This window comes from Pseudomonas sp. P116 (assembly GCF_020149425.1).
Lineage (GTDB): Bacteria > Pseudomonadota > Gammaproteobacteria > Pseudomonadales > Pseudomonadaceae > Aquipseudomonas > Aquipseudomonas anatoliensis.
On sequence record NZ_JACVHB010000006.1, the window covers coordinates 185,529 to 205,607 of the forward strand.

A 20,079-nucleotide genomic window follows, 5' to 3' on the forward strand; every position below is an offset into this window, starting at 1 on the left:
TGTTTTGATGAAGCCGCTTTACCTCGCCTCCGGATCGCCGCGTCGACGTGAATTGCTCACGCAGATCCGCATTCCTTTTTCCGCCATCAGTGCGGACATCGATGAAACGCCATTCCCCGAAGAATCACCGGCGGCCTACGTCGAACGCCTCGCGCGCGGCAAGGCCGAGGCCGGGCGGCGCACGCTTGTTTCGGCTGCGCCGTTTTGCGTTCTGGGCGCCGATACTGCGGTGGTGCTCGATGGCAAAATTCTCGGCAAACCGGTGGACGAAGCCGATGCATGCGCCATGCTGATGATGTTGTCCGGCAAGGAACATGAAGTGCTGACTGCCATCGCTGTGCTCGAAGGCGAGCGCTGCGAGTCGCGGGTGGTGCGCAGTCTGGTACGGTTCCGGCCGATCAGCCGCGAAGAGGCCGCTGCCTACTGGGCCAGCGGTGAACCCCGGGACAAGGCCGGTGGTTATGGGATTCAAGGGCTCGGCGCGGTGTTTGTCGCGGGGCTTGATGGCAGCTATTCAGCGGTGGTCGGGCTGCCTGTTTGCGAAACCGCAGAACTGTTGGGCCATTTCGGCATACCCTGTTGGCAAAACCTGAACGCGCAATAAGCGTCGTACGAACAAGATGCGGCCATTATCGTGAACACGCCTGAACGAGATCCTGCCATGAGTGAAGAGATTCTGATCAACATAACGCCGATGGAATCGCGCGTGGCGGTGGTCGAAAACGGTGTGCTGCAAGAAGTCCACGTCGAGCGCACGCAAAAGCGCGGCATCGTCGGCAACATCTATAAAGGCAAGATTGTCCGGGTACTGCCGGGCATGCAGGCAGCCTTCGTCGACATCGGCCTCGATCGTGCGGCGTTTATTCACGCCGCGGAAATCTCTCTGCGCGAAGGCCCGGCGGTGGAAAGCATCAGCTCGCTGGTGCACGAAGGCCAGAGCCTGGTGGTGCAAGTCACCAAGGATCCGATCGGCTCCAAAGGTGCGCGACTGACCACGCAATTGTCGATTCCGTCGCGTTATCTGGTTTATATGCCGCGCACCGCCCACGTCGGCATTTCCCTGAAAATCGAAGACGAAGCCGAGCGCGATCGCCTCAAGCAGGTGGTCACCGATTGTGTCGCCAAAGAAGGCATCAAAGAGGCTGGCGGCTTCATTCTGCGGACCGCCGCCGAAGGTGCCGGGGCCGATGAGATCCTCATGGACATCCGCTACCTGCGGCGCCTGTGGGATCAGATCAACGAACAGATCAAAACCATCGGCGCGCCGAGCGTGATCTACGAAGACCTCGGCCTGGCCTTGCGCACGTTGCGTGATCTGGTCAATCCGAAAATCGAGAAGATCCGCATCGATTCCCGGGAGACTTTCCAGAAAACCACGCAGTTCGTCGCCGAACTGATGCCGGAAATCGCCGATCGGCTGGAACACTATCCGGGCGAGCGACCGATTTTCGATCTGTACGGTGTCGAGGACGAAATCCAGAGAGCGCTCGAGCGCAAAGTCCCGCTGAAATCCGGTGGCTATCTGGTGGTCGATCCGGCCGAAGCCATGACCACCATTGACGTCAACACCGGCGCCTTCGTTGGCCATCGCAATCTCGAAGAAACCATCTTCAAGACCAACCTCGAAGCCGCGACCGCGATAGCCCGGCAGATGCGTCTGCGCAATCTGGGCGGGATCATCATCATCGACTTCATCGACATGGAAGATGAAGAACACCGGCGTCAGGTTCTGCGAACCCTCGAAAAACAGCTGGAACGCGATCACGCCAAGACCAACATCATCGGTATTACCGAGTTGGGCCTGGTGCAGATGACCCGCAAGCGCACCCGCGAAAGCCTTGAGCAAGTGCTGTGCGAACCGTGCAGCTGCTGCCAGGGTCGCGGCAAATTGAAGACTGCCGAAACCATCTGTTACGAGATCTTCCGCGAGATCCTTCGTGAAGCCCGGGCCTATCAGGCCGAGGGTTATCGCGTGCTGGCGAACCAGAAAGTGGTGGACCGGCTGCTTGACGAGGAATCCGGGAATGTCGCCGAGCTTGAAGGGTTCATCGGCCGCACCATACGCTTCCAGGTGGAAACCATGTATTCCCAGGAACAATATGACGTGGTGCTGCTCTGAACCCCTGCGTCACCCTTTTTTCACAGCGGCTGGCCTCAGCTTTTCGCAGTATTTTTGCCATGGGAGCCAACTGACATGGACCGTCTGACACGCATTTTGGCCGCACTCACCCGTTGGGGGCTGGGCCTGTGCGCGTTGGTTCTGGTGTTGATGGCGTTGTACGTCAGTCTCGGTCGCGAACTGACGCCGTTGGTGGCCGAATATCGTGCCGACATCGAAGACAAGGCCAGTGCCGCCCTCGGCATGCCGTTGCAGATCGGCGAACTGGAAGGCAACTGGAGCGGTTTCGCGCCGATCCTGTTAGCCCACGACGTGATGATCGGCGACGGTGCCAATGCCTTGCGTCTTGATCGTGTGCGGGCAGTGCCCGATCTTTGGGCCAGCCTGTTGGCCCGCGAAGTGCGCATCGCTCATCTGGAACTCAATGGCCTGAAGATCAGCCTCAAGGAAGCCGAGGACGGCACCTGGGCGCTTGAAGGTTTGCCGGTGCAGAAGGATCAGCCGCTGGATCCCGAGCAACTGTTCAACCGCTCGCAAATGATCCAGCAATTGTCGGTACTCGAAAGTCAGGTGACCTTGCAGCCGCTGGATCACCCGCCGATGACGCTCACCTATGTCGGTCTCAATCTGCAGACCGGTGCCAGTCGCCAGCGCCTTGACGCACGCTTGACCTTGCCTGACGGCCAACCCGTCGCGCTGAGCCTGCACACGCGGATTCGCCCCAGCCAGTTACGCGACAGCACGGTGGAAGGCTACGCCAGCCTGCCGCAAAGCGACTGGTCGAAGTGGCTGCTGGAGCGTCTGACACAGCAGTGGAATTTCTCCGAAATCAAGGCCGGCGGTGAGCTTTGGGTGAACTGGGCCGAGGGCACTTTGCAAAGTGCCGCGATTCGTTTGAATGCCCCGCAACTGACCGGTGCTTACGCCGAGCGCAAGCCGATCAAGATCAACAATCTGGCGCTCAACGCCTATTACGAAAACAGTGCCCAAGGTGCGACGGTCACTTTCGATTCGCTGGCGATGAATTTCGGTGAAACCCGCTGGGAATCGCGAGTGCAAGTGCAGCAGACCCGCGCCACTGACAAGGTTGAAGAGCTCTGGCACTTACAGGCTGATCGCCTCGACCTGACCCCCATCACCCCACTGCTCAACGCGTTGGGGCCGTTGCCGCAGGGTGTCGCTACAGCCGTGGAGCGCCTGAAGGTCACCGGCGGCCTGCGCAATGTTCTGCTGGATTTCCGCCCGAATGCCACTGACGGAACCAAATTCGGCTTCGCGGCCAATCTCGATAACGTCGGGTTTGATGCCTATCACGGCGCTCCGGCGGCGCGAAATGTCAGCGGTAGCCTCAGCGGCAACCTCGATGGTGGTGAACTGCGCATGGACAGCAAGGATTTTGTCCTGCACCTCGATCCGATTTTCGCCAAGCCATGGCAATACATTCAGGCCAACGCCCGACTCACCTGGAAGCTTGATAAGGACGGCTTCACCCTGATCGCTCCGTACCTTAAGGTGCTGGGCGAAGAGGGCAAGATTGCCGGTGACTTCCTGATTCGTCTGCATTTCGATCACAGTCAGGAAGACTACATGGACCTGCGGGTCGGTCTGGTCGACGGCGACGGCCGCTACACCGCCAAGTACTTGCCCGAAGTGCTGAGCCCGGCGCTGGATGAATGGTTGCGCACGGCGATTCTCAAAGGCGCGGTGGATCAGGGTTTCTTCCAGTATCAAGGCTCGCTAAGCAAGAACGCCGGGGAGGCTGATCGCAGCATCAGTCTGTTCTTCAAGGTGCATGACGCCGAACTGGCCTTCCAGCCGGGTTGGCCGCATGTCAGCAAGGTCAGTGGCGACGTGTTCATCGAGGACAGCGGCGTGCGGATCTGGGCCAGCAAGGGCCAATTGCTCGACACCCAGGTCAGCAACGTTTTCGTCAATATTCCCCATGTCCCGGCCGGACAGCATACCCATATGTACCTCGACGGTGCGTTCGCGGGTGGTCTGGGTGACGGTTTGAAGATTCTTCAGGATGCACCGATCGGCACTGGCGAAACCTTTGCCGGATGGGAAGGCGCGGGGGATCTGCAAGGCAAGCTCAAACTCGACGTGCCGCTGGACAAGGGCGGCGACCAGCCGAAAATCGTCGTCGACTTCAAGACCGCCAATGCAAGGCTGAAACTGGCGGAGCCGAAACTGGAGCTGACGCAACTCAAGGGTGATTTCCGCTTCGACAGCGCCAAGGGTCTGAGCGGGCAGAATATCGCTGCCCGAGCGTTCGACAAGCCGGTCACTGCGCAGATTTTCGCTGATGGCAGCGCCAACCAGCTCAAGACCCGTGTCGCTGCGACGGGGCAGGTTGAAGTCAAGAAACTGACCGACTGGCTCGGCGTCACTCAACCGCTGCCAGCGTCCGGGACGATTCCCTATCAGTTGCAACTGAATCTGGACGGCAACGATAGCCAGTTGATGGTCAGCTCTAACCTCAAAGGTGTGGCGGTCGATCTGCCAGCACCGTTTGGCATGGCGGCGGATGTTGGTCGAGACACCGTTTTCCGCATGACCTTGCAAGGGCAGGAGCGGCGTTACTGGGTCAGTTATGGTCAGTTGGCCAGTTTCACCTTTGCTGCGCCGCCGGCTGATTTTGCCCAGGGCCGCGGTGAGTTGTTCCTCGGGGAGGGCGAAGCCGTGTTGCCGGGCGCCAAGGGTTTGCGGGTTCGCGGTGTGCTGTCGGAGCTGGACGTCGCACCCTGGCAGGATCTGGTCAGCAAGTACGCCGGACAGGATCCGGGCGGCAATGCCAAGCAACTGTTGAGCAGTGCCGATTTCAAGATCGGCAAGCTGACAGCATTTGGCACGACGCTGGATCAGGCCTCGGTGCAACTGAATCGCAAACCGGGGGCGTGGAATCTGGCGCTCGACAGTCAGCAAGCCAAAGGCACTGCTGGCCTGCCAGACGCCAAAAACGCGCCGATTGCGGTGAACCTGCAATACGTGCGACTGCCGGCGCCGGATCCGACGGTGCAGGCTGACGAGAATTCGCCTGATCCGTTGGCGTCTGTCGATCCGACGAAAATTCCGGCGCTGGATATCACCATCAATCAACTGTTCCTGGGCCAGGATCTGGTCGGTGGCTGGTCGCTGAAGATCCGCCCGACCAGCAAAGGCATCGCCATGAACAATCTCGACATGGGGCTCAAAGGCATCCTGTTGCAGGGCAATGGCGGCTGGGAGGGTGCACCGGGTTCCAGCACTAGCTGGTTCAAGGGCCGGATCGGCGGCAAGAACCTCGCCGATGTCCTCAAGGGCTGGGGCTTCGCGCCGAGTGTGACCAGTCAAGAGTTTCACATGGACGTCGATGGCCGCTGGCCGGGTTCGCCGGCGTGGCTGGCGACCAAGCGTTTTTCCGGCACCCTCGATGCGTCGCTGAACAAGGGCCAGTTTGTCGAGGTGGAGGGCGGCGCGCAGGCTTTGCGAGTGTTCGGGCTGCTCAACTTCAACTCCATCGGCCGTCGTCTGCGTCTGGACTTCTCCGACCTGTTTGGCAAAGGTCTGAGCTATGACCGGGTCAAAGGCCTGCTCGTGGCGACCAACGGTGTTTACGATACCAAAGAGCCAATCCGCCTGACCGGGCCATCGAGCAACATTGAGCTCAACGGCAAGCTGGACCTGGTGGCTGAACAGGTCGACGCCAAGTTGCTGGTGACATTACCGGTGACCAACAATCTGCCGATTGCCGCGTTGCTTGTGGGTGCTCCGGCGGTCGGGGGGGCGCTGTTCCTGATCGACAAGCTCATCGGCGACCGTGTGTCACGCTTTGCCAGTGTGAAATACACCGTCAAAGGTCCGTGGAAAGAGCCGAAAATCACTTTCGACAAACCTTTTTGAGTAGCATGAGGCAAGCGCCCGTGCAGGAGCTGCCGAAGGCTGCGATCTTTGCTTTTGTTTTAGAAGAGCCAGATCAAAAGATCGCAGCCAGCGGCAGCTCCTACAGGTCGTCATTCATTCCAGCCAGGAGCGGCCATGTCTTTAGCGGTGATTCAAATGGTCAGCCAGAGTGACGTGCTGGCCAATCTGGCCCAGGCCCGGCGCCTGCTTGAGCAGGCGGCGGCCGGTGGCGCGAAGCTGGCGGTGCTGCCGGAAAACTTCGCCGCCATGGGCCGTCGCGACATCGCCGATATCGGCCGCGCTGAAGCCCTTGGCGAAGGACCGATCCTGCCATGGTTGAAACAGGCCGCCCGCGACCTCAAGTTATGGATAGTGGCCGGTACCTTGCCGTTGCCGCCGGTCGATCAGCCGACGGGCAAATCACACGCGTGTTCGCTGCTGGTCGACGATCAGGGCGAAACCGTTGCACGGTATGACAAGTTGCATCTGTTTGATGTGGATGTAGCGGACAATCGCGGCCGTTACCGCGAATCCGATGACTATGCTTATGGCAGTGGTGTGGTGGTTGCGGATACACCGGTCGGCAAAGTGGGTCTGACCGTGTGTTACGACCTGCGCTTTCCGGAGCTGTACAGCGAATTGCGCGCTGCCGGTGCCGAGTTGATTACCGCGCCATCGGCCTTTACCGCCGTGACCGGCGCGGCGCATTGGGATGTATTGATTCGCGCGCGGGCTATCGAGACACAGTGTTATGTGCTGGCGGCTGCGCAGGGCGGAACCCATCCGGGGCCGCGAGAAACCTTTGGGCATGCGGCGATTGTCGACCCTTGGGGCCGTGTGCTGGCGAATCAGGATCAAGGCGAAGCGGTGTTGCTGGCCGAACGCGACAGCAATGAACAAGCGTCCATCAGGGCGCGGATGCCGGTGACGAGTCATCGGCGGTTTTTCTCGCAGGGCGCACAGCGACCTGCTTCAGAACATGAATTTAAGGCCTAAACCATGAGCGAGTTGTTGTCCTCAGTCAGTGATCACCTTTTGGCGCCCGGCGGCGTGACGATCGAGAGTCTGCAAAGCGTTCTCGGCGATTTGGCGGGCCCGGGCATCGATGCTGCCGACCTGTATTTCCAAGGCCAGATCTCCGAGTCCTGGGCGCTGGAAGACGGCATCGTCAAGGAAGGCAGCTTCAACCTCGACCAAGGTGTCGGTGTGCGTGCGCAGTCCGGTGAAAAAACCGGGTTCGCCTACAGCAACGCGATCACCCTTGAAGCCCTGGGCGCTGCGGCGCGTGCGGCCCGTTCGATTTCCCGTGCCGGGCAGAACGGCACGGTGCAGGCGTTCACCACTCAGGACGTCGCTCAGTTGTATGCGCCGGACAATCCGCTGGAAGTGTTGAGCCGTGCCGAGAAAGTCGAATTGCTCAAGCGCATCGACGTCGCTACGCGCGCGCTCGATCCGCGTATCCAGCAAGTCAGCGTAAGCATGGCCGGGGTCTGGGAACGCATTCTTGTGGCATCCACCGACGGCGGTCTGGCGGCGGATGTGCGACCGCTGGTGCGCTTTAACGTCAGCGTCATTGTTGAGCAGAACGGCCGTCGCGAGCGCGGCGGCCATGGCGGCGGTGGGCGTACCGATTACCGTTATTTCCTCGCTGAAGACCGCGCCATGGGTTATGCCCGTGAAGCGCTGCGTCAGGCGCTGGTGAACCTGGAAGCGATTCCGGCACCGGCCGGGACGCTGCCGGTGGTGCTGGGTTCGGGCTGGTCGGGTGTGCTGCTGCACGAAGCAGTCGGCCACGGTCTGGAAGGCGACTTTAACCGCAAGGGCAGCTCCGCCTACAGCGGCCGTATGGGCGAAATGGTTGCTTCCAAGCTCTGCACCATTGTCGATGACGGCACCTTGAGCGGCCGTCGCGGCTCGCTGAGCGTCGACGACGAAGGTACTCCGACCGAGTGCACCACGTTGATCGAAAACGGCGTGCTCAAGGGCTACATGCAGGACAAGCTCAACGCGCGCCTGATGGGCGTAGCCCGTACCGGCAACGGTCGCCGTGAATCCTATGCGCACCTGCCGATGCCGCGGATGACCAACACCTACATGCTGGGCGGCGAAAGCGATCCGGCCGAAATCATCGCCTCGGTGAAGAAAGGCATCTATTGCGCCAACCTCGGCGGCGGCCAGGTCGATATCACCAGCGGCAAGTTCGTGTTCTCCACCAGCGAGGCGTATCTGATCGAAGACGGCAAGATCACCGCGCCGGTCAAAGGTGCGACGTTGATCGGCAACGGCCCTGAGGCCATGAGCCGGGTGTCGATGGTCGGTAACGATCTTTCGCTCGATAGCGGTGTGGGGACGTGTGGCAAGGATGGGCAGTCGGTACCCGTGGGTGTTGGCCAGCCGACGCTGAAAATCGATGCGATCACCGTGGGTGGCACGGGCGCATAAGAAGGGATGGAGCTTCGGGTGGCGCGCAGGGCGGCCACCCGGTGGCGAATATCAACGCAGACCGCGTTGAGTCTCGTCCAGCTCACGGATGTACTTGAAGATTTTACGGCTTGAGGCAGGCGCTTTGTTTTGCGCAACCTCATGCTGAGCCTGACGGATCAGGGAACGCAGTTGCTGGCGATCGGCGTCCGGGTATTCCAGGACGAATTTCTCCAGCACGGCATCATCACCGGCGATAAGGCGGTCACGCCAGCGTTCGAGATTGTGGAAACGCTCGTTGTACTGACGAGTGGAGGCATCGAGTTGATCGAGCAAAATGAGGATCGCGTCAGTGTCCTGATCGCGCATCAGTTTGCCGATGAACTGCAAATGCCGTTTCCGCGCGATATTCGCGGTGTGCTTCGGCGCATCGGCCAAGGCACGGCGCATCGCGTCGGTCAGTGGCAGTTTTGCCACCAAGTCAGGCTTGAGTGTTGTAAGGCGCTCGCCAAGGTCAACCAGAGCATGCAGCTCGCGTTTGACCTGAGATTTGCTTTTTTCTCCCGTATCGAGGGAGTCGTCGTAAGAATCAACCATGGTGGCAGTCCGCAAAGAAACGCCGCCATGATAACCAGTCGGGGGCCGCTTGTCCGGCCCGGTCGCTCGATGGCCCCAGCCGAAAGCAGAATTTGAGTGGAGATGAGCATGAGTGCAGTTCAAAGCGTCGGCCCGCAGGCATTGCCGGCACTGCAGGAACAAGTCGAGCAGATCATCGCCGAAGCCAAGCGCCAGGGCGCCAGTGCCTGCGAAGTCGCGGTGTCGCTGGAGCAGGGCCTGTCGACATCAGTGCGTCAGCGCGAGGTCGAAACAGTCGAATTCAACCGCGATCAGGGCTTTGGCATCACTTTGTATGTCGGCCAGCGCAAAGGCTCTGCGAGCACGTCCGCCACTGGCCCTGATGCGATTCGCGAGACGGTGGCTGCCGCACTGGCGATCGCCAAGCACACGTCCGAGGATGAAGCCTCTGGCTTGGCCGATGCGGCGTTGATGGCCAGGGATCAGCAGGATTTCGACTTGTTCCACGAATGGGACATCACCCCGGAACAGGCCATCGAGAAAGCGTTGCTCTGTGAAGCGGCTGCTTTCGATGCCGATGCGCGGATCAAAAACGCCGACGGCACCACACTCAGCACCCATCAGGGCTGCCGCGTGTATGGCAACAGCCACGGTTTCATCGGTGGCTATGCGTCGACACGGCACAGCCTGAGCTGCGTGATGATCGCCGAGGCCGATGGCCAGATGCAGCGCGATTACTGGTACGACGTGAGTCGTCAGGGCGAGTTGCTGGCCGACCCGGTCAGCATCGGCCAACGTGCCGCGCAAAGAGCGGCGGGCCGCTTGGGCGCGCGTCCGGTGCCGACCTGTGAAGTGCCGGTGCTGTTTTCCGCCGAACTGGCGGGTGGGTTGTTCGGCAGCTTCCTTTCGGCGGTTTCCGGCGGCAGCCTGTATCGAAAATCGTCGTTCCTGGAAGGCACGCTGGGCCAGAAACTGTTTCCCGAGTGGCTGACCATCGATGAACGTCCTCACTTGATGCGCGCCATGGGCAGTGCTTCTTACGACGGAGATGGCTTGGCGACCTACGCCAAACCGTTCGTCGAGAAAGGCGAGTTGGTGTCGTACATCCTCGGTACTTACTCCGGCCGTAAACTCGGCATGCCGAGCACCGCCAACGCTGGCGGCGTGCACAACCTGTTCGTCACCCATGGCGACGAAGACCAGGCTGCATTGCTGCGACGCATGGGCCGTGGGTTGTTGGTCACCGAGTTGATGGGCCATGGCTTGAACATGGTGACCGGCGACTATTCGCGCGGGGCGGCGGGTTTTTGGGTGGAGAACGGCGAAATTCAGTTCGCGGTGCAGGAAGTGACCATCGCCGGCAACATGCGCGACATGTTCAAGCAAATCGTTGCCGTGGGTAATGATCTGGAACTGCGCAGCAACATCCGCACAGGCTCGGTGTTGATCGAGCGAATGACGGTGGCGGGCAGCTAAACCTCCACCCGGTACACAAAAAGGCGCGCCACCCGATCGGGTGGCGCGCCTTTTTTATGCCTGCTTTTGTAGGAGCTGCCGCAGGCTGCGATCCTTTGATCTTGTTTCTAAAAACCAAAATCAAAAGATCGCATCCTGCGGCAGCTCCTACAAAGAGCGCTCTTGTGTTGGTTCTCATTATCAACTAATAATAAATCTCATTATCGAATGAGCCCGGGATCATGAGTTCTGCCTTGCACGAGCAGCCGTACCTCGAAAGCTGGCGCTGGATGAGTCGTCAGATCCGATGCGCGATGGATCCTGACGAACCGCGCCTGATCGAACATTACCTGGCCGAGGGCCGGTATCTGTCTTGTTGCACGGCAACCTCGCCCTGGACTGTCGCTGAAACTTCCTTCCGATTGCTGCTCGACACGGCCACCGACATCGCGTTGCCGTGGCACTGGCGCAGCCTCTGTCTCGATCAAGCCTGGCGCCCCTTGCGTGAAATGGAGCGCCTGTCGCTGTGCAAATGCCGGCTCAAACGCTGGCAATGCTACACCTGGCAACTGGCGACGTGCGAGTTGCAACCCTCGATTCCTCTTATTGAACTGGTGCAAGGATTTACTGATGACCAAGACTCGTATTGAGCGCGACAGCATGGGCGAATTGCAGGTGCCGGTGGACGCTCTCTACGGCGCGCAAACCCAGCGCGCAGTGGATAACTTCCCGATCAGCGGCAAACCGATGCCGACGCAATTCATCCGCGCGTTGATCCTGGCCAAAGCCGCCGCGGCCCGGGCCAACGTCGAACTCAACCAGATCAGCGCCGCTCAGGGCAAAGCCATCAGCGACGCGGCCCAAGGCTTGCTTGAAGGCGATTTCATGCTGCATTTTCCGGTGGATATCTTCCAGACCGGCTCCGGCACCAGCTCCAACATGAACGCCAACGAGGTGATCGCGACCCTGGCCAGTCGCCTGCTCGGCGAGCCGGTCAATGCCAACGATCACGTCAACTGCGGCCAGAGCAGCAACGACATCATCCCGACCACCATCCACGTCAGTGCTGCGCTGGCCCTGCACGAACAATTGCTGCCGGCGCTGCTGCATCTGGTGCAGGTCATCGAGCACAAAGCCGAGCAAGTGCATCACCACGTCAAAACCGGTCGTACGCATTTGATGGATGCGATGCCGGTGCGTATGAGCCAGGTGCTCAACGGCTGGGCGCAGCAACTGAAGGCCAACATCGGTCATTTGCAAGACTTGCTGCCCAGCCTGCAATCCCTCGCGCAGGGCGGGACGGCGGTCGGTACCGGGATCAACGCGCATCCGGAATTCGCTGCGCGGTTCAGCCGTCAACTGAGCCAGTTGACCCATGTGCAGTTCACCCAAGGCAAAGACCTGTTCGCGCTGATCGGCTCGCAAGACACCGCCGTTGCGGTCTCCGGGCAGCTCAAGGCCATCGCTGTGTCGCTGATGAAAATCGCCAACGACCTGCGCTGGATGAACTCCGGTCCCTTGGCCGGTCTCGGCGAAATTGAGCTTGAGGCGCTGCAACCGGGGTCGTCGATCATGCCGGGCAAGGTCAACCCGGTGATCCCGGAAGCGACCGCCATGGTCGCCGCCCAAGTGATCGGCAACGACTCGGTGATCACCATCGCCGGCCAATCGGGCAATTTCGAGTTGAACGTGATGCTGCCAATCATTGCCCAGAACCTGTTGAGCAGCATCGAGCTGCTGGCCAACTCCAGTCGCCTGCTGGGTGACAAAGCCATCGCCAGCTTCAAGGTCAACGAGTCGCGGCTCAAGGAAGCGCTGTCGCGCAACCCGATTCTGGTCACCGCACTCAACCCGATCATCGGTTACCAGAAAGCCGCCGAAATCGCCAAGCAGGCCTACAAACAGGGTCGCCCGGTGATCGACGTCGCGCTGGAGCACACCGACCTGTCGCGCAGTCAGCTGGAAGAGTTACTCAACCCCGAGAAACTCACCGCTGGCGGCGTGTAATCCCCGCAACCGCTTTGGAGGCTCACCATGGAGCACTGGAAACGCACGATCGAACGGGCCAATCGCTGCTTCATGTTGGGCGAGCTGATCGATGCCCGTGAGGCTTACCTGCAAGCGCTGGCCCTGGCGCAAGTGTTGTTCGAACGCTGGGCCGATGCCGACGAAGCGGTGGCGGCCTGCGTCATCTCCCACCACAACCTGGCGGATCTGCACCTGCGCCTGAATCAGCCGGAGGAGAGCGCCGAATACCTTTGCGCAATCCATCAACGGCTGTTGCAGACGATGCAGGACGAACGTCAGCGCCTCGCGCTGCGTGAGGCGGCGCTGCGCCAGAGCAGCAAAACTTACGTCGAGCTGCTGAATTTCATCAGCGACCACGGCGAATACCCGCGTACCCAGCGTCTGTTGCACCCGGATACCGGCAATGCGCGCCGCGCACCAGCCCCACATCACCATGGAGTCCATTGAAATGGCTTTTACCTTGCCTGCCTTGCCTTATGCCTACGATGCCCTGGAGCCGCACATCGATGCGCAGACCATGGAAATCCACTACACCAAGCATCACCAGACCTACATCAATAACCTCAACGCTGCGGTGGAAGGCACTGAATACGCGGGATGGCCGGTGGAAAAACTGGTGGCCAGCGTTCAGCAGTTGCCGGAAAAACTTCGCGCTGCTGTTATCAATCAGGGCGGCGGCCACGCCAACCACTCGCTGTTCTGGGAAGTCATGGTGCCCAACGGTGGCGGCAAACCGGACGGTGTGCTGGCCAAGGCCATCGACGAACAGCTGGGTGGCCTCGACAGTTTCAAGGAAACATTCACCAAAGCTGCGCTGACGCGTTTCGGCAGTGGCTGGGCCTGGCTGAGCGTGACCCCGGAGAAAAAACTGGTCGTGGAAAGCAGCGGTAATCAGGACAGTCCGTTGATGAACGGTAATACGCCGATTCTCGGCCTCGACGTTTGGGAGCACGCCTACTACCTGCGCTACCAGAACCGTCGGCCGGAATACATCAACGCCTTCTACAACGTGATCAATTGGCCTGAAGTGGCTGCGCGCTATCAGGCTGCACTGGTTTAAGTCTCCTAAAAAAACAATTCAAGGCTGACTATGGGCACTGAAACACTGGCGGTCGGAAGCGGGCGTATGTTTCGTTACGCAGTGGGATCGCTCTTGCTGCTGGCAGGCATGACCTTGCTTGCAGCTCACGGACTGCAATGGCTGAATCTGGAACCGAGGCTGTCGCGGGCGTTGCAGGGGGGCGCAATCTGCGCGCTCGGCACCGCGCTCGGAGCGGTGCCAGTGTTGGTGATTCGGCGCATGCCTTTGGCGCTCAGCGACACATTACTGGGTTTCGGTGCCGGGGTGATGCTGGCGGCGACGGCGTTCTCGCTGATTGTCCCGGGCATTGCTGCCGCAGAGAGTCTGGGTCTGACACCGTGGGCGGCGAGTGGCCTGATCTGCTTTGGCATCATGCTCGGTGCGTTCGGCCTGTATCTGGTGGATCGCAAGGTGTCCGGTGCATCACCGGAAATGCTCGTTGGCACCGTCGAGCATCCGGTGATTCCACCGCGGATCTGGTTGTTCGTGTTCGCCATCATTGCCCATAACATCCCTGAGGGAATGGCGGTTGGGGTATCGGCCGGCGGCGGCATGCCGGACGCGGACAGCCTGGCCATGGGCATCGCCTTGCAGGACGTACCGGAAGGACTGGTGATTGCATTGGTATTGGCTGGAGCAGGAATGTCACGGGTCAAGGCGTTCTTGATCGGCGCGGCGTCAGGGCTGGTCGAGCCGGTGTTTGCGCTGTCGTGTGCGTGGCTGGTCAGTCTGGCGCAGGTGCTGTTGCCGTTAGGCCTGGCGCTGGCGGCCGGCGCGATGTTGCTGGTGGTGACCCACGAAGTGATTCCGGAGTCGCGACGCAATGGTCATGACAAGCTGGCCAGTCTTGGTTTGCTGATCGGGTTTTGTCTGATGATGGTGATGGATACGGCGCTGGGTTGAAGATCAAAAGATCGCAGCCTGCGGCAGCTCCTACAGGAAACGCATTCCAATGTAGGAGCTGCCGCAGGCTGCGATCTTTTGATTTTGGCTGTCAGCCGCCTTCGTCGAAGTAGTTGTTGATCAACGCCACCAGCGCATCCAGCGCTTCCTGTTCCTGATGGCCTTCGGTACTCAGATAAATCTTTGTGCCCTTGCCAGCGGCCAACATCATCATTGCCATGATGCTTTTGCCATCAACCGTTGTTTCTGGTGTGCGGCCTACTCTGATCGTGCAGTCGGGATACTGACCGGCAACCCCGACAAACTTCGCCGACGCTCGGGCATGCAAACCCAGTTTGTTGATGATTTCGATTTCCAGAGCAGGCATCGCGGTGTGAATCCTTTAGGTGAGGTCGCGGTGGCGAACCTGGACGTTCTTCAGAGTTTTCTGCAGGGCCTGACCCAGGCGTTCGGTCAGGTAGACGGAGCGGTGGTGCCCGCCGGTGCAGCCAATGGCAACAGTAACGTAGGCGCGATTGCTCGCAGCGAAGCGGGGCAGCCATTTGTGCAGGTAGCTGAAAATGTCTTGGAACATTTCTTCAACCTCGGGCTGCGCTGCCAGGTATTCGGCCACCGGCTCATCGAGCCCCGATTGCGCACGCAGCTCTGGCTTCCAGTAAGGATTAGGCAGGCAGCGCACGTCAAACACCAAGTCCGCATCCACCGGCATGCCGCGTTTGAAGCCGAATGACTCAACCAGAAATGCCGTGCCCGGTTCCGGCTGACTCAGCAAGCGCAGCTTGATGGTGTCGCGCAACTGGTACAGGTTCAGATTGGTGGTATTGATCTTCAGATCGGCCAGATCGGCGATGGGTCCCAGCAGGGCTGTTTCATCCTGGATCGCCTCGGCCAGCGAACGATTGGCGTTGCTCAGCGGGTGGCGTCGACGGGTTTCCGAAAAACGCTTGAGCAGGGTTTCTTCGTCGGCATCCAGATACAACACATCGCACTGGATATGGCGGCTGCGCACTTCTTCAAGCAGTTCGGGAAAACGCGAGAGATGACTTGGCAGGTTGCGCGCATCGATCGACACCGCCACCAGCGGTTGCGCCAGTTCAGTGTGAATCAGCGCGCGCTCAGCCAGTTCCGGCAGCAAGCCTGCCGGCAGATTGTCGATGCAATAGTAACCGTTGTCCTCAAGAACATTGAGCGCGGTACTTTTACCCGAGCCGGAACGGCCACTGACGATGATCAAGCGCATGATTACTGCCCGCTCTGCTCGTCCACAACAACCTGGTACAAGGCTTCATTGCTTGAAGCGCTGCGCAGTTTATCGCGCACATCCTTGCGATCCAGCATGCTGGCGATCTGGCGGAGCAACTCCAGATGCGCATCGGTGGCAGCTTCGGGGACCAGCAGTACAAACAGCAGGTCAACCGGCGCACCATCAATGGCGTCGAAATCGATAGGGGCTTCAAGGTGCATCAGGGCACTGATCGGCGACTGGCAACCCTTGAGGCGACAGTGAGGAATGGCGATGCCGTTGCCAAAACCGGTAGAACCGAGTTTTTCACGGGCAATCAGAGCCTCGAAGACATCTTGCATCTCCAGATCCGGCACTTCACGGGCGATCAGGTTGGCAATCTGTTCGAGGGCTTTCTTTTTACTGCCGCCCGGCACGTTCACGAGGGAACGGCCGGGGGTCAGGATACTTTCAAGTCGGATCATGGGGTAGGGGGTTATCGACCGGTCGCGCCCTGGAGCAGGCTCTGGGTCTTTTCCTTATGCTTTTTGAGTTGTTTGTCCAGCTTGTCGGTCAAGGCGTCGATCGCGGCATACATATCGGTATGTTCTGCGTTGGCGACCACTTCACTGCCGGGTATATGCAAGGTGGCTTCGATTTTCTGCTTAAGCTTTTCGACGCACATCGTGACTTGCACGTTGGTGATCTTGTCGAAATGGCGCTCTAATCGTTGAAGTTTCTCATTGATGTAGTCGCGCAGAGGTTCGGTCACTTCCAGTTGGTGTCCACTGATGTTGACTTGCATACAGCTTCTCCTTCGTTGCCAGTGCATAAAGCGGCAGGCCGAAAAGCCTGCCACTGGAACGCTGTAACGTGGCTTACATCAACCGCTTGCGTTCGCTCGAAGGCGCGATCCCGAGGGATTCGCGGTACTTGGCGACGGTGCGGCGAGCCACCTGAATGCCTTGTGCCTCCAGTAAACCAGCGATCTTGCTGTCACTCAACGGCTTTTTCTGATTTTCCGCGGCAACCAGTTTTTTGATGATCGCGCGGATCGCCGTGGACGAGCATTCGCCGCCCTCGGAGGTGCTGACGTGGCTGGAGAAAAAGTATTTCAGTTCATAAATACCGCGTGGGGTATGCATGAATTTCTGCGTGGTCACCCGGGAAATGGTCGACTCGTGCATGCCAACCGCCTCGGCGATGTCATGCAACACCAGCGGCTTCATGGCTTCGTCGCCATATTCCAGAAAGCCGCGCTGATGCTCGACGATCTGGGTGGCCACTTTCATCAGGGTTTCGTTGCGGCTTTGCAGGCTCTTGATGAACCAGCGGGCTTCCTGCAACTGATTGCGCATGAACGTATTGTCGGCGCTGGTATCGGCGCGACGCACAAAGCCTGCGTACTGAGCGTTGACGCGCAGACGAGGTACCGACTCCTGATTCAGCTCGACCAGCCAGCGTTCATTGTCCTTGCGCACAATGACGTCCGGAACGACGTATTCGGCTTCCGTCGATTCGATCTGCGAGCCCGGCCGTGGATTGAGGCTCTGTACCAGTTCGATAACCTGGCGCAGCTCATCCTCCTTGAGCTTCATGCGGCGCATCAACTGGCTGTAATCGCGGCTGCCGAGCAAGTCGATGTAATCGCTGACCAGACGTTTCGCTTCAGCCAGCCAAGGCGTCTTGGCCGATAGCTGGCGCAATTGCAGCAGCAGGCATTCGCTGAGATTGCGCGCGCCGATGCCGGCGGGTTCAAACTGCTGGATGCGGTGCAGAACAGCTTCGATCTCGTCCAGTTCGATGTCCAGTTCCGGATCAAACGCTTCGAGAATCTCGTCGAGGGTTTCGTCCAGGTAGCCCTGATTGTTGATGCAATCGATCAGGGTCACGGCGATCAGTCGATCGGTGTCGGACATCGGTGCGAGATTCAGTTGCCAAAGCAGATGGCTTTGCAGGCTTTCGCCCACTGAAGTGCGCGTGGTGAAGTCCCACTCGTCATCATCGCTGCTCGGCAGGCTGCTGGCGCTGGTCTGGTAGACGTCTTCCCAGGCAGTGTCGACCGGTAGTTCGTTGGGGATGCGCTCGCTCCAGTCGCCTTCCTCGAGGTTATCCACCGTCGGGGCGGTTTCCTGATAGGAGGGTTCCTGGATATCGGTGTTGGGCTTCTGTTCGGCGTTGTCAGCCAGGGGGTCGGTGTTGTCGAAGTCTTCGCCTTCTTCCTGGCGTTCGAGCATCGGATTGGATTCCAGAGCCTCCTGAATTTCCTGTTGCAGGTCCAGGGTCGACAATTGGAGCAGACGGATAGCCTGTTGCAGCTGCGGTGTCATCGTCAGCTGCTGGCCCATTCTCAAGACTAGCGATGGTTTCATGGCAGGGGCTTAACACCTTATTCGCCGGCGCGATGCGCCATCCACTACAGGGCGCCGAAGCGCCAAACTTAAGCAAATTATATGCCTGAAACTGAAGTGTTTGCCTAGAGCGCTGTAACAATTAAAGCGTATTAAATTCTGCTTGAACCGATACAGCGCCCGGGCGGCTCACCGGGCACCTTTACGCTTACAGGCGGAACTCGTGGCCCAGATACACTTCCTTGACCAGGTCGTTGGCCAGGATGGTAGCGGAGTCACCTTCGGCGATCAGCTGACCGTCGTTGACGATGTAAGCGGTTTCGCAGATATCCAGCGTCTCGCGCACGTTGTGGTCGGTGATCAGAACACCGATGCCCTTGGCTTTGAGATGGTGGATGATTTGCTTGATGTCGCCGACCGAAATCGGATCGACACCGGCGAACGGTTCGTCGAGCAGGATGAATTTCGGCGCAGTCGCCAGCGCGCGGGCGATTTCCACCCGGCGGCGTTCACCACCGGACAGGCTCATGCCGAGGTTGTCGCGGATGTGGCTGATGTGGAATTCCTGCAGCAGGCTTTCCAGCTCCTTGCGACGACCGGCCTTGTCGAGTTCCTGACGGGTCTCGAGGATGGCCATGATGTTGTCGGCTACCGACAGTTTGCGGAAGATCGACGCTTCTTGCGGCAGATAGCCGATACCGGCCTTTGCACGACCGTGCATTGGCTGGTGGCTGACGTCCAGATCATCGATCAGCACACGGCCCTGATCAGCCTGAACCAGGCCGACGATCATGTAGAAGCACGTGGTCTTGCCGGCACCGTTGGGGCCGAGCAGGCCGACGATCTGACCGCTGTCGATCGACAGGCTGACGTCACGCACGACCTGGCGGCTTTTATAGGCCTTGGCCAGGTGCTGAGCTTTCAGAGTTGCCATTACTGGTTTTTCTCTTCGGTTTTCTTCTTCGGCTGGATCACCATGTCGATGCGCGGACGCGATTCGGTGACTTTGCTGCCGGTAGCGCGACCGGCGCTGGCCAGTTTCTTCACGGTGTCGTAGACGATTTTCTCGCCCTGGGTGGTGTTGTTGTCTTTATCGACAACCTTGGCCTTATCGATCAGGACGACGCGATTTTGCGCGGCGTGGTACTGAATCGTCACGCCCCAGCCCTGAACTGGCTTGGTGTCGCCGGCAGTCTGCAGTTGTTCGAAGTAGGCGAGGTTGCCGACCGACGTCACAACGTCGATATCACCGGTCGAGGTGCGGGTGATGGTCACGGTGTTGCCTTTGACGATCATCGAGCCCTGAGTGATGATCACGTCACCTTTATAGGTAGCTACGCCGTTCTTGTCGTCCAGCTGGGCATCGTCGGCCTGAATGCGGATTGGCTGCTCTTGATCGTTCGGCAGAGCCCAGGCGCTCACGCTTCCCAGTGCTGCGCCCAGACTGAGCAAAATAGGGAGGGTTTTAACGAGCCTCATACTGTCCTCTTACGTTCGATTGCAGGTGTATCCTGCTTTCCTTCAGGTACGCTTTCATTCCTACGCCAGTCGATACACCGCCAGCGCCCTCGATTCTAACGGGTTGCTCGGTCTGCGCATATTCCCGCTGCGGGAACACTGTCATGCGAGTGGAAGTGATCAGCGTGTCACGTTTCTTTTCATCGGTGCGCTTGATGCGTACCGAATCGATCAATTCGACTTCGGTGCCGCCCGAATTCACTTCGCCGCGTTCGCTGGTCACGTGCCACGGGAAATCCGTTCCGCGGTACATGTTCAGGTCGGGCTTGGTGACCAGCGTGATGTCGGTCGCCTTGACGTGCTCGGCCTTGTCGGACGTCATTTCATACTGCACTTTGCCGTCCGGCAGGTATTGCACGGTATGCGTGTTGGTCGCATACCAGTCGATAGGATTTTCCACAGACGTGGTCGGAGGCTTGTCGAGGAAGCGTTCCGGGCTGATGTTCCAGTAGCCGACCGCTGCAAATAACGCAGCGATGCAGCCGAACAGCAGGAAGTTACGAAATTTTTTGCTGAACATGGT

At 59.4% G+C, this 20,079-nt stretch carries 20 protein-coding genes; 11 read left to right on the plus strand and 9 right to left on the minus strand.

Annotated features, from left to right (window positions below; genetic code table 11):
* The first annotated feature begins 7 nt into the window (after positions 1-7).
* From ICA15_RS20960 to tldD, 5 genes are all read left to right on the plus strand, one after another.
* The gene (locus tag ICA15_RS20960; protein WP_210554515.1) at positions 8-604 is read left to right on the plus strand and encodes a Maf family protein; all 597 of its coding nucleotides are present in this window, start codon (positions 8-10) and stop codon (positions 602-604) included.
* 57 nt (positions 605-661) lie between these two features.
* The gene (gene rng / locus ICA15_RS20965; protein ID WP_150604421.1) at positions 662-2,119 is read left to right on the plus strand and encodes a ribonuclease G; all 1,458 of its coding nucleotides are present in this window, start codon (positions 662-664) and stop codon (positions 2,117-2,119) included.
* A gap of 75 nt (positions 2,120-2,194) precedes the next feature.
* A complete protein-coding gene (locus ICA15_RS20970) occupies positions 2,195-6,001 on the plus strand; it encodes a YhdP family protein (RefSeq protein WP_210554516.1) in 3,807 nt (1,268 codons plus the stop codon).
* A 135-nt stretch (positions 6,002-6,136) separates the two neighbouring features.
* The gene (locus tag ICA15_RS20975) at positions 6,137-6,997 is read left to right on the plus strand and encodes a carbon-nitrogen hydrolase family protein (protein ID WP_210554517.1); all 861 of its coding nucleotides are present in this window, start codon (positions 6,137-6,139) and stop codon (positions 6,995-6,997) included.
* 3 nt (positions 6,998-7,000) lie between these two features.
* Positions 7,001-8,443 (plus strand): metalloprotease TldD, encoded by a 1,443-nt coding sequence (gene tldD, locus ICA15_RS20980; RefSeq protein ID WP_042557655.1) that lies wholly within the window; start codon positions 7,001-7,003, stop codon positions 8,441-8,443.
* 51 nt (positions 8,444-8,494) lie between these two features.
* On the opposite strand, the gene yjgA is transcribed toward tldD, so the two are convergent.
* On the minus strand, positions 8,495-9,019 hold the full coding sequence (gene yjgA / locus ICA15_RS20985) for a ribosome biogenesis factor YjgA (protein ID WP_042557656.1): 525 nt from the start codon (positions 9,017-9,019) through the stop codon (positions 8,495-8,497).
* Positions 9,020-9,127: 108 nt separating this feature from the next.
* Here yjgA and pmbA point away from each other — a divergent pair, with 108 nt between their 5' ends.
* From pmbA to ICA15_RS21015, 6 genes are all read left to right on the plus strand, one after another.
* Positions 9,128-10,474, plus strand: a complete 1,347-nt coding sequence (gene pmbA, locus ICA15_RS20990; RefSeq protein ID WP_042557657.1) for a metalloprotease PmbA — start codon at positions 9,128-9,130, stop codon at positions 10,472-10,474.
* A 221-nt stretch (positions 10,475-10,695) separates the two neighbouring features.
* Positions 10,696-11,103, plus strand: coding sequence for a FagA protein (locus ICA15_RS20995; RefSeq protein ID WP_210554518.1), 408 nt, complete (start codon positions 10,696-10,698; stop codon positions 11,101-11,103).
* Complete coding sequence (locus ICA15_RS21000) at positions 11,084-12,460, plus strand: class II fumarate hydratase (RefSeq protein ID WP_150617131.1); 1,377 nt, start codon at positions 11,084-11,086, stop codon at positions 12,458-12,460. The genes ICA15_RS20995 and ICA15_RS21000 overlap by 20 nt, the downstream gene beginning before the upstream one ends.
* A 27-nt stretch (positions 12,461-12,487) precedes the next feature.
* Positions 12,488-12,928: a hypothetical protein gene (locus tag ICA15_RS21005; protein WP_042557660.1), complete on the plus strand. Its 441-nt coding sequence runs from the start codon at positions 12,488-12,490 to the stop codon at positions 12,926-12,928.
* A gap of 1 nt (position 12,929) precedes the next feature.
* Positions 12,930-13,541, plus strand: coding sequence for a superoxide dismutase (locus ICA15_RS21010; RefSeq protein ID WP_150617132.1), 612 nt, complete (start codon positions 12,930-12,932; stop codon positions 13,539-13,541).
* Positions 13,542-13,571: 30 nt separating this feature from the next.
* On the plus strand, positions 13,572-14,465 hold the full coding sequence (locus ICA15_RS21015; protein ID WP_210554519.1) for a ZIP family metal transporter: 894 nt from the start codon (positions 13,572-13,574) through the stop codon (positions 14,463-14,465).
* 91 nt (positions 14,466-14,556) lie between these two features.
* On the opposite strand, the gene ICA15_RS21020 is transcribed toward ICA15_RS21015, so the two are convergent.
* The 8 genes from ICA15_RS21020 to lptC form a co-directional block, all read right to left on the minus strand.
* Positions 14,557-14,832 carry an HPr family phosphocarrier protein gene (locus ICA15_RS21020; RefSeq protein WP_008085079.1) on the minus strand — a complete coding sequence of 92 codons (276 nt, stop codon included), beginning with the start codon at positions 14,830-14,832 and terminating at the stop codon, positions 14,557-14,559.
* Positions 14,833-14,847: 15 nt separating this feature from the next.
* Positions 14,848-15,705, minus strand: coding sequence for an RNase adapter RapZ (gene rapZ, locus ICA15_RS21025; protein ID WP_042557663.1), 858 nt, complete (start codon positions 15,703-15,705; stop codon positions 14,848-14,850).
* Between the two features lie 2 nt (positions 15,706-15,707).
* Positions 15,708-16,172, minus strand: coding sequence for a PTS IIA-like nitrogen regulatory protein PtsN (gene ptsN / locus ICA15_RS21030; protein WP_042557664.1), 465 nt, complete (start codon positions 16,170-16,172; stop codon positions 15,708-15,710).
* A gap of 11 nt (positions 16,173-16,183) precedes the next feature.
* Positions 16,184-16,492 (minus strand): ribosome hibernation-promoting factor, HPF/YfiA family, encoded by a 309-nt coding sequence (gene hpf / locus ICA15_RS21035; RefSeq protein ID WP_047299778.1) that lies wholly within the window; start codon positions 16,490-16,492, stop codon positions 16,184-16,186.
* A gap of 73 nt (positions 16,493-16,565) precedes the next feature.
* Entirely contained in the window at positions 16,566-18,059 is a 1,494-nt protein-coding gene (locus tag ICA15_RS21040; protein ID WP_210554520.1) for an RNA polymerase factor sigma-54, read from the minus strand.
* A gap of 187 nt (positions 18,060-18,246) precedes the next feature.
* Entirely contained in the window at positions 18,247-18,972 is a 726-nt protein-coding gene (lptB, locus tag ICA15_RS21045; RefSeq protein ID WP_007953572.1) for an LPS export ABC transporter ATP-binding protein, read from the minus strand.
* On the minus strand, positions 18,972-19,517 hold the full coding sequence (gene lptA / locus ICA15_RS21050; RefSeq protein ID WP_150792345.1) for a lipopolysaccharide transport periplasmic protein LptA: 546 nt from the start codon (positions 19,515-19,517) through the stop codon (positions 18,972-18,974). The genes lptB and lptA overlap by 1 nt, the downstream gene beginning before the upstream one ends.
* Positions 19,504-20,076, minus strand: a complete 573-nt coding sequence (gene lptC, locus ICA15_RS21055; protein ID WP_150604409.1) for an LPS export ABC transporter periplasmic protein LptC — start codon at positions 20,074-20,076, stop codon at positions 19,504-19,506. The genes lptA and lptC overlap by 14 nt, the downstream gene beginning before the upstream one ends.
* Between the last annotated feature and the right edge of the window lie 3 nt (positions 20,077-20,079).

Coding starts and splice junctions, on each gene's coding strand:
- tldD (WP_042557655.1), top strand. CDS start 7,001: ATGAGCGAGTTGTTGTCCTCAGTCAGTGATCACCTTTTGGCGCCCGGC.
- yjgA (WP_042557656.1), bottom strand. CDS start 9,019: ATGGTTGATTCTTACGACGACTCCCTCGATACGGGAGAAAAAAGCAAA.
- lptA (WP_150792345.1), bottom strand. CDS start 19,517: ATGAGGCTCGTTAAAACCCTCCCTATTTTGCTCAGTCTGGGCGCAGCA.
- rng (WP_150604421.1), top strand. CDS start 662: ATGAGTGAAGAGATTCTGATCAACATAACGCCGATGGAATCGCGCGTG.
- ICA15_RS21015 (WP_210554519.1), top strand. CDS start 13,572: ATGGGCACTGAAACACTGGCGGTCGGAAGCGGGCGTATGTTTCGTTAC.
- ICA15_RS20960 (WP_210554515.1), top strand. CDS start 8: ATGAAGCCGCTTTACCTCGCCTCCGGATCGCCGCGTCGACGTGAATTG.
- ptsN (WP_042557664.1), bottom strand. CDS start 16,172: ATGATCCGACTTGAAAGTATCCTGACCCCCGGCCGTTCCCTCGTGAAC.
- lptC (WP_150604409.1), bottom strand. CDS start 20,076: ATGTTCAGCAAAAAATTTCGTAACTTCCTGCTGTTCGGCTGCATCGCT.
- pmbA (WP_042557657.1), top strand. CDS start 9,128: ATGAGTGCAGTTCAAAGCGTCGGCCCGCAGGCATTGCCGGCACTGCAG.
- ICA15_RS21005 (WP_042557660.1), top strand. CDS start 12,488: ATGGAGCACTGGAAACGCACGATCGAACGGGCCAATCGCTGCTTCATG.
- hpf (WP_047299778.1), bottom strand. CDS start 16,492: ATGCAAGTCAACATCAGTGGACACCAACTGGAAGTGACCGAACCTCTG.
- ICA15_RS21040 (WP_210554520.1), bottom strand. CDS start 18,059: ATGAAACCATCGCTAGTCTTGAGAATGGGCCAGCAGCTGACGATGACA.
- lptB (WP_007953572.1), bottom strand. CDS start 18,972: ATGGCAACTCTGAAAGCTCAGCACCTGGCCAAGGCCTATAAAAGCCGC.
- ICA15_RS21000 (WP_150617131.1), top strand. CDS start 11,084: ATGACCAAGACTCGTATTGAGCGCGACAGCATGGGCGAATTGCAGGTG.
- ICA15_RS20975 (WP_210554517.1), top strand. CDS start 6,137: ATGTCTTTAGCGGTGATTCAAATGGTCAGCCAGAGTGACGTGCTGGCC.
- ICA15_RS20970 (WP_210554516.1), top strand. CDS start 2,195: ATGGACCGTCTGACACGCATTTTGGCCGCACTCACCCGTTGGGGGCTG.
- ICA15_RS21020 (WP_008085079.1), bottom strand. CDS start 14,832: ATGCCTGCTCTGGAAATCGAAATCATCAACAAACTGGGTTTGCATGCC.
- ICA15_RS20995 (WP_210554518.1), top strand. CDS start 10,696: ATGAGTTCTGCCTTGCACGAGCAGCCGTACCTCGAAAGCTGGCGCTGG.
- rapZ (WP_042557663.1), bottom strand. CDS start 15,705: ATGCGCTTGATCATCGTCAGTGGCCGTTCCGGCTCGGGTAAAAGTACC.
- ICA15_RS21010 (WP_150617132.1), top strand. CDS start 12,930: ATGGCTTTTACCTTGCCTGCCTTGCCTTATGCCTACGATGCCCTGGAG.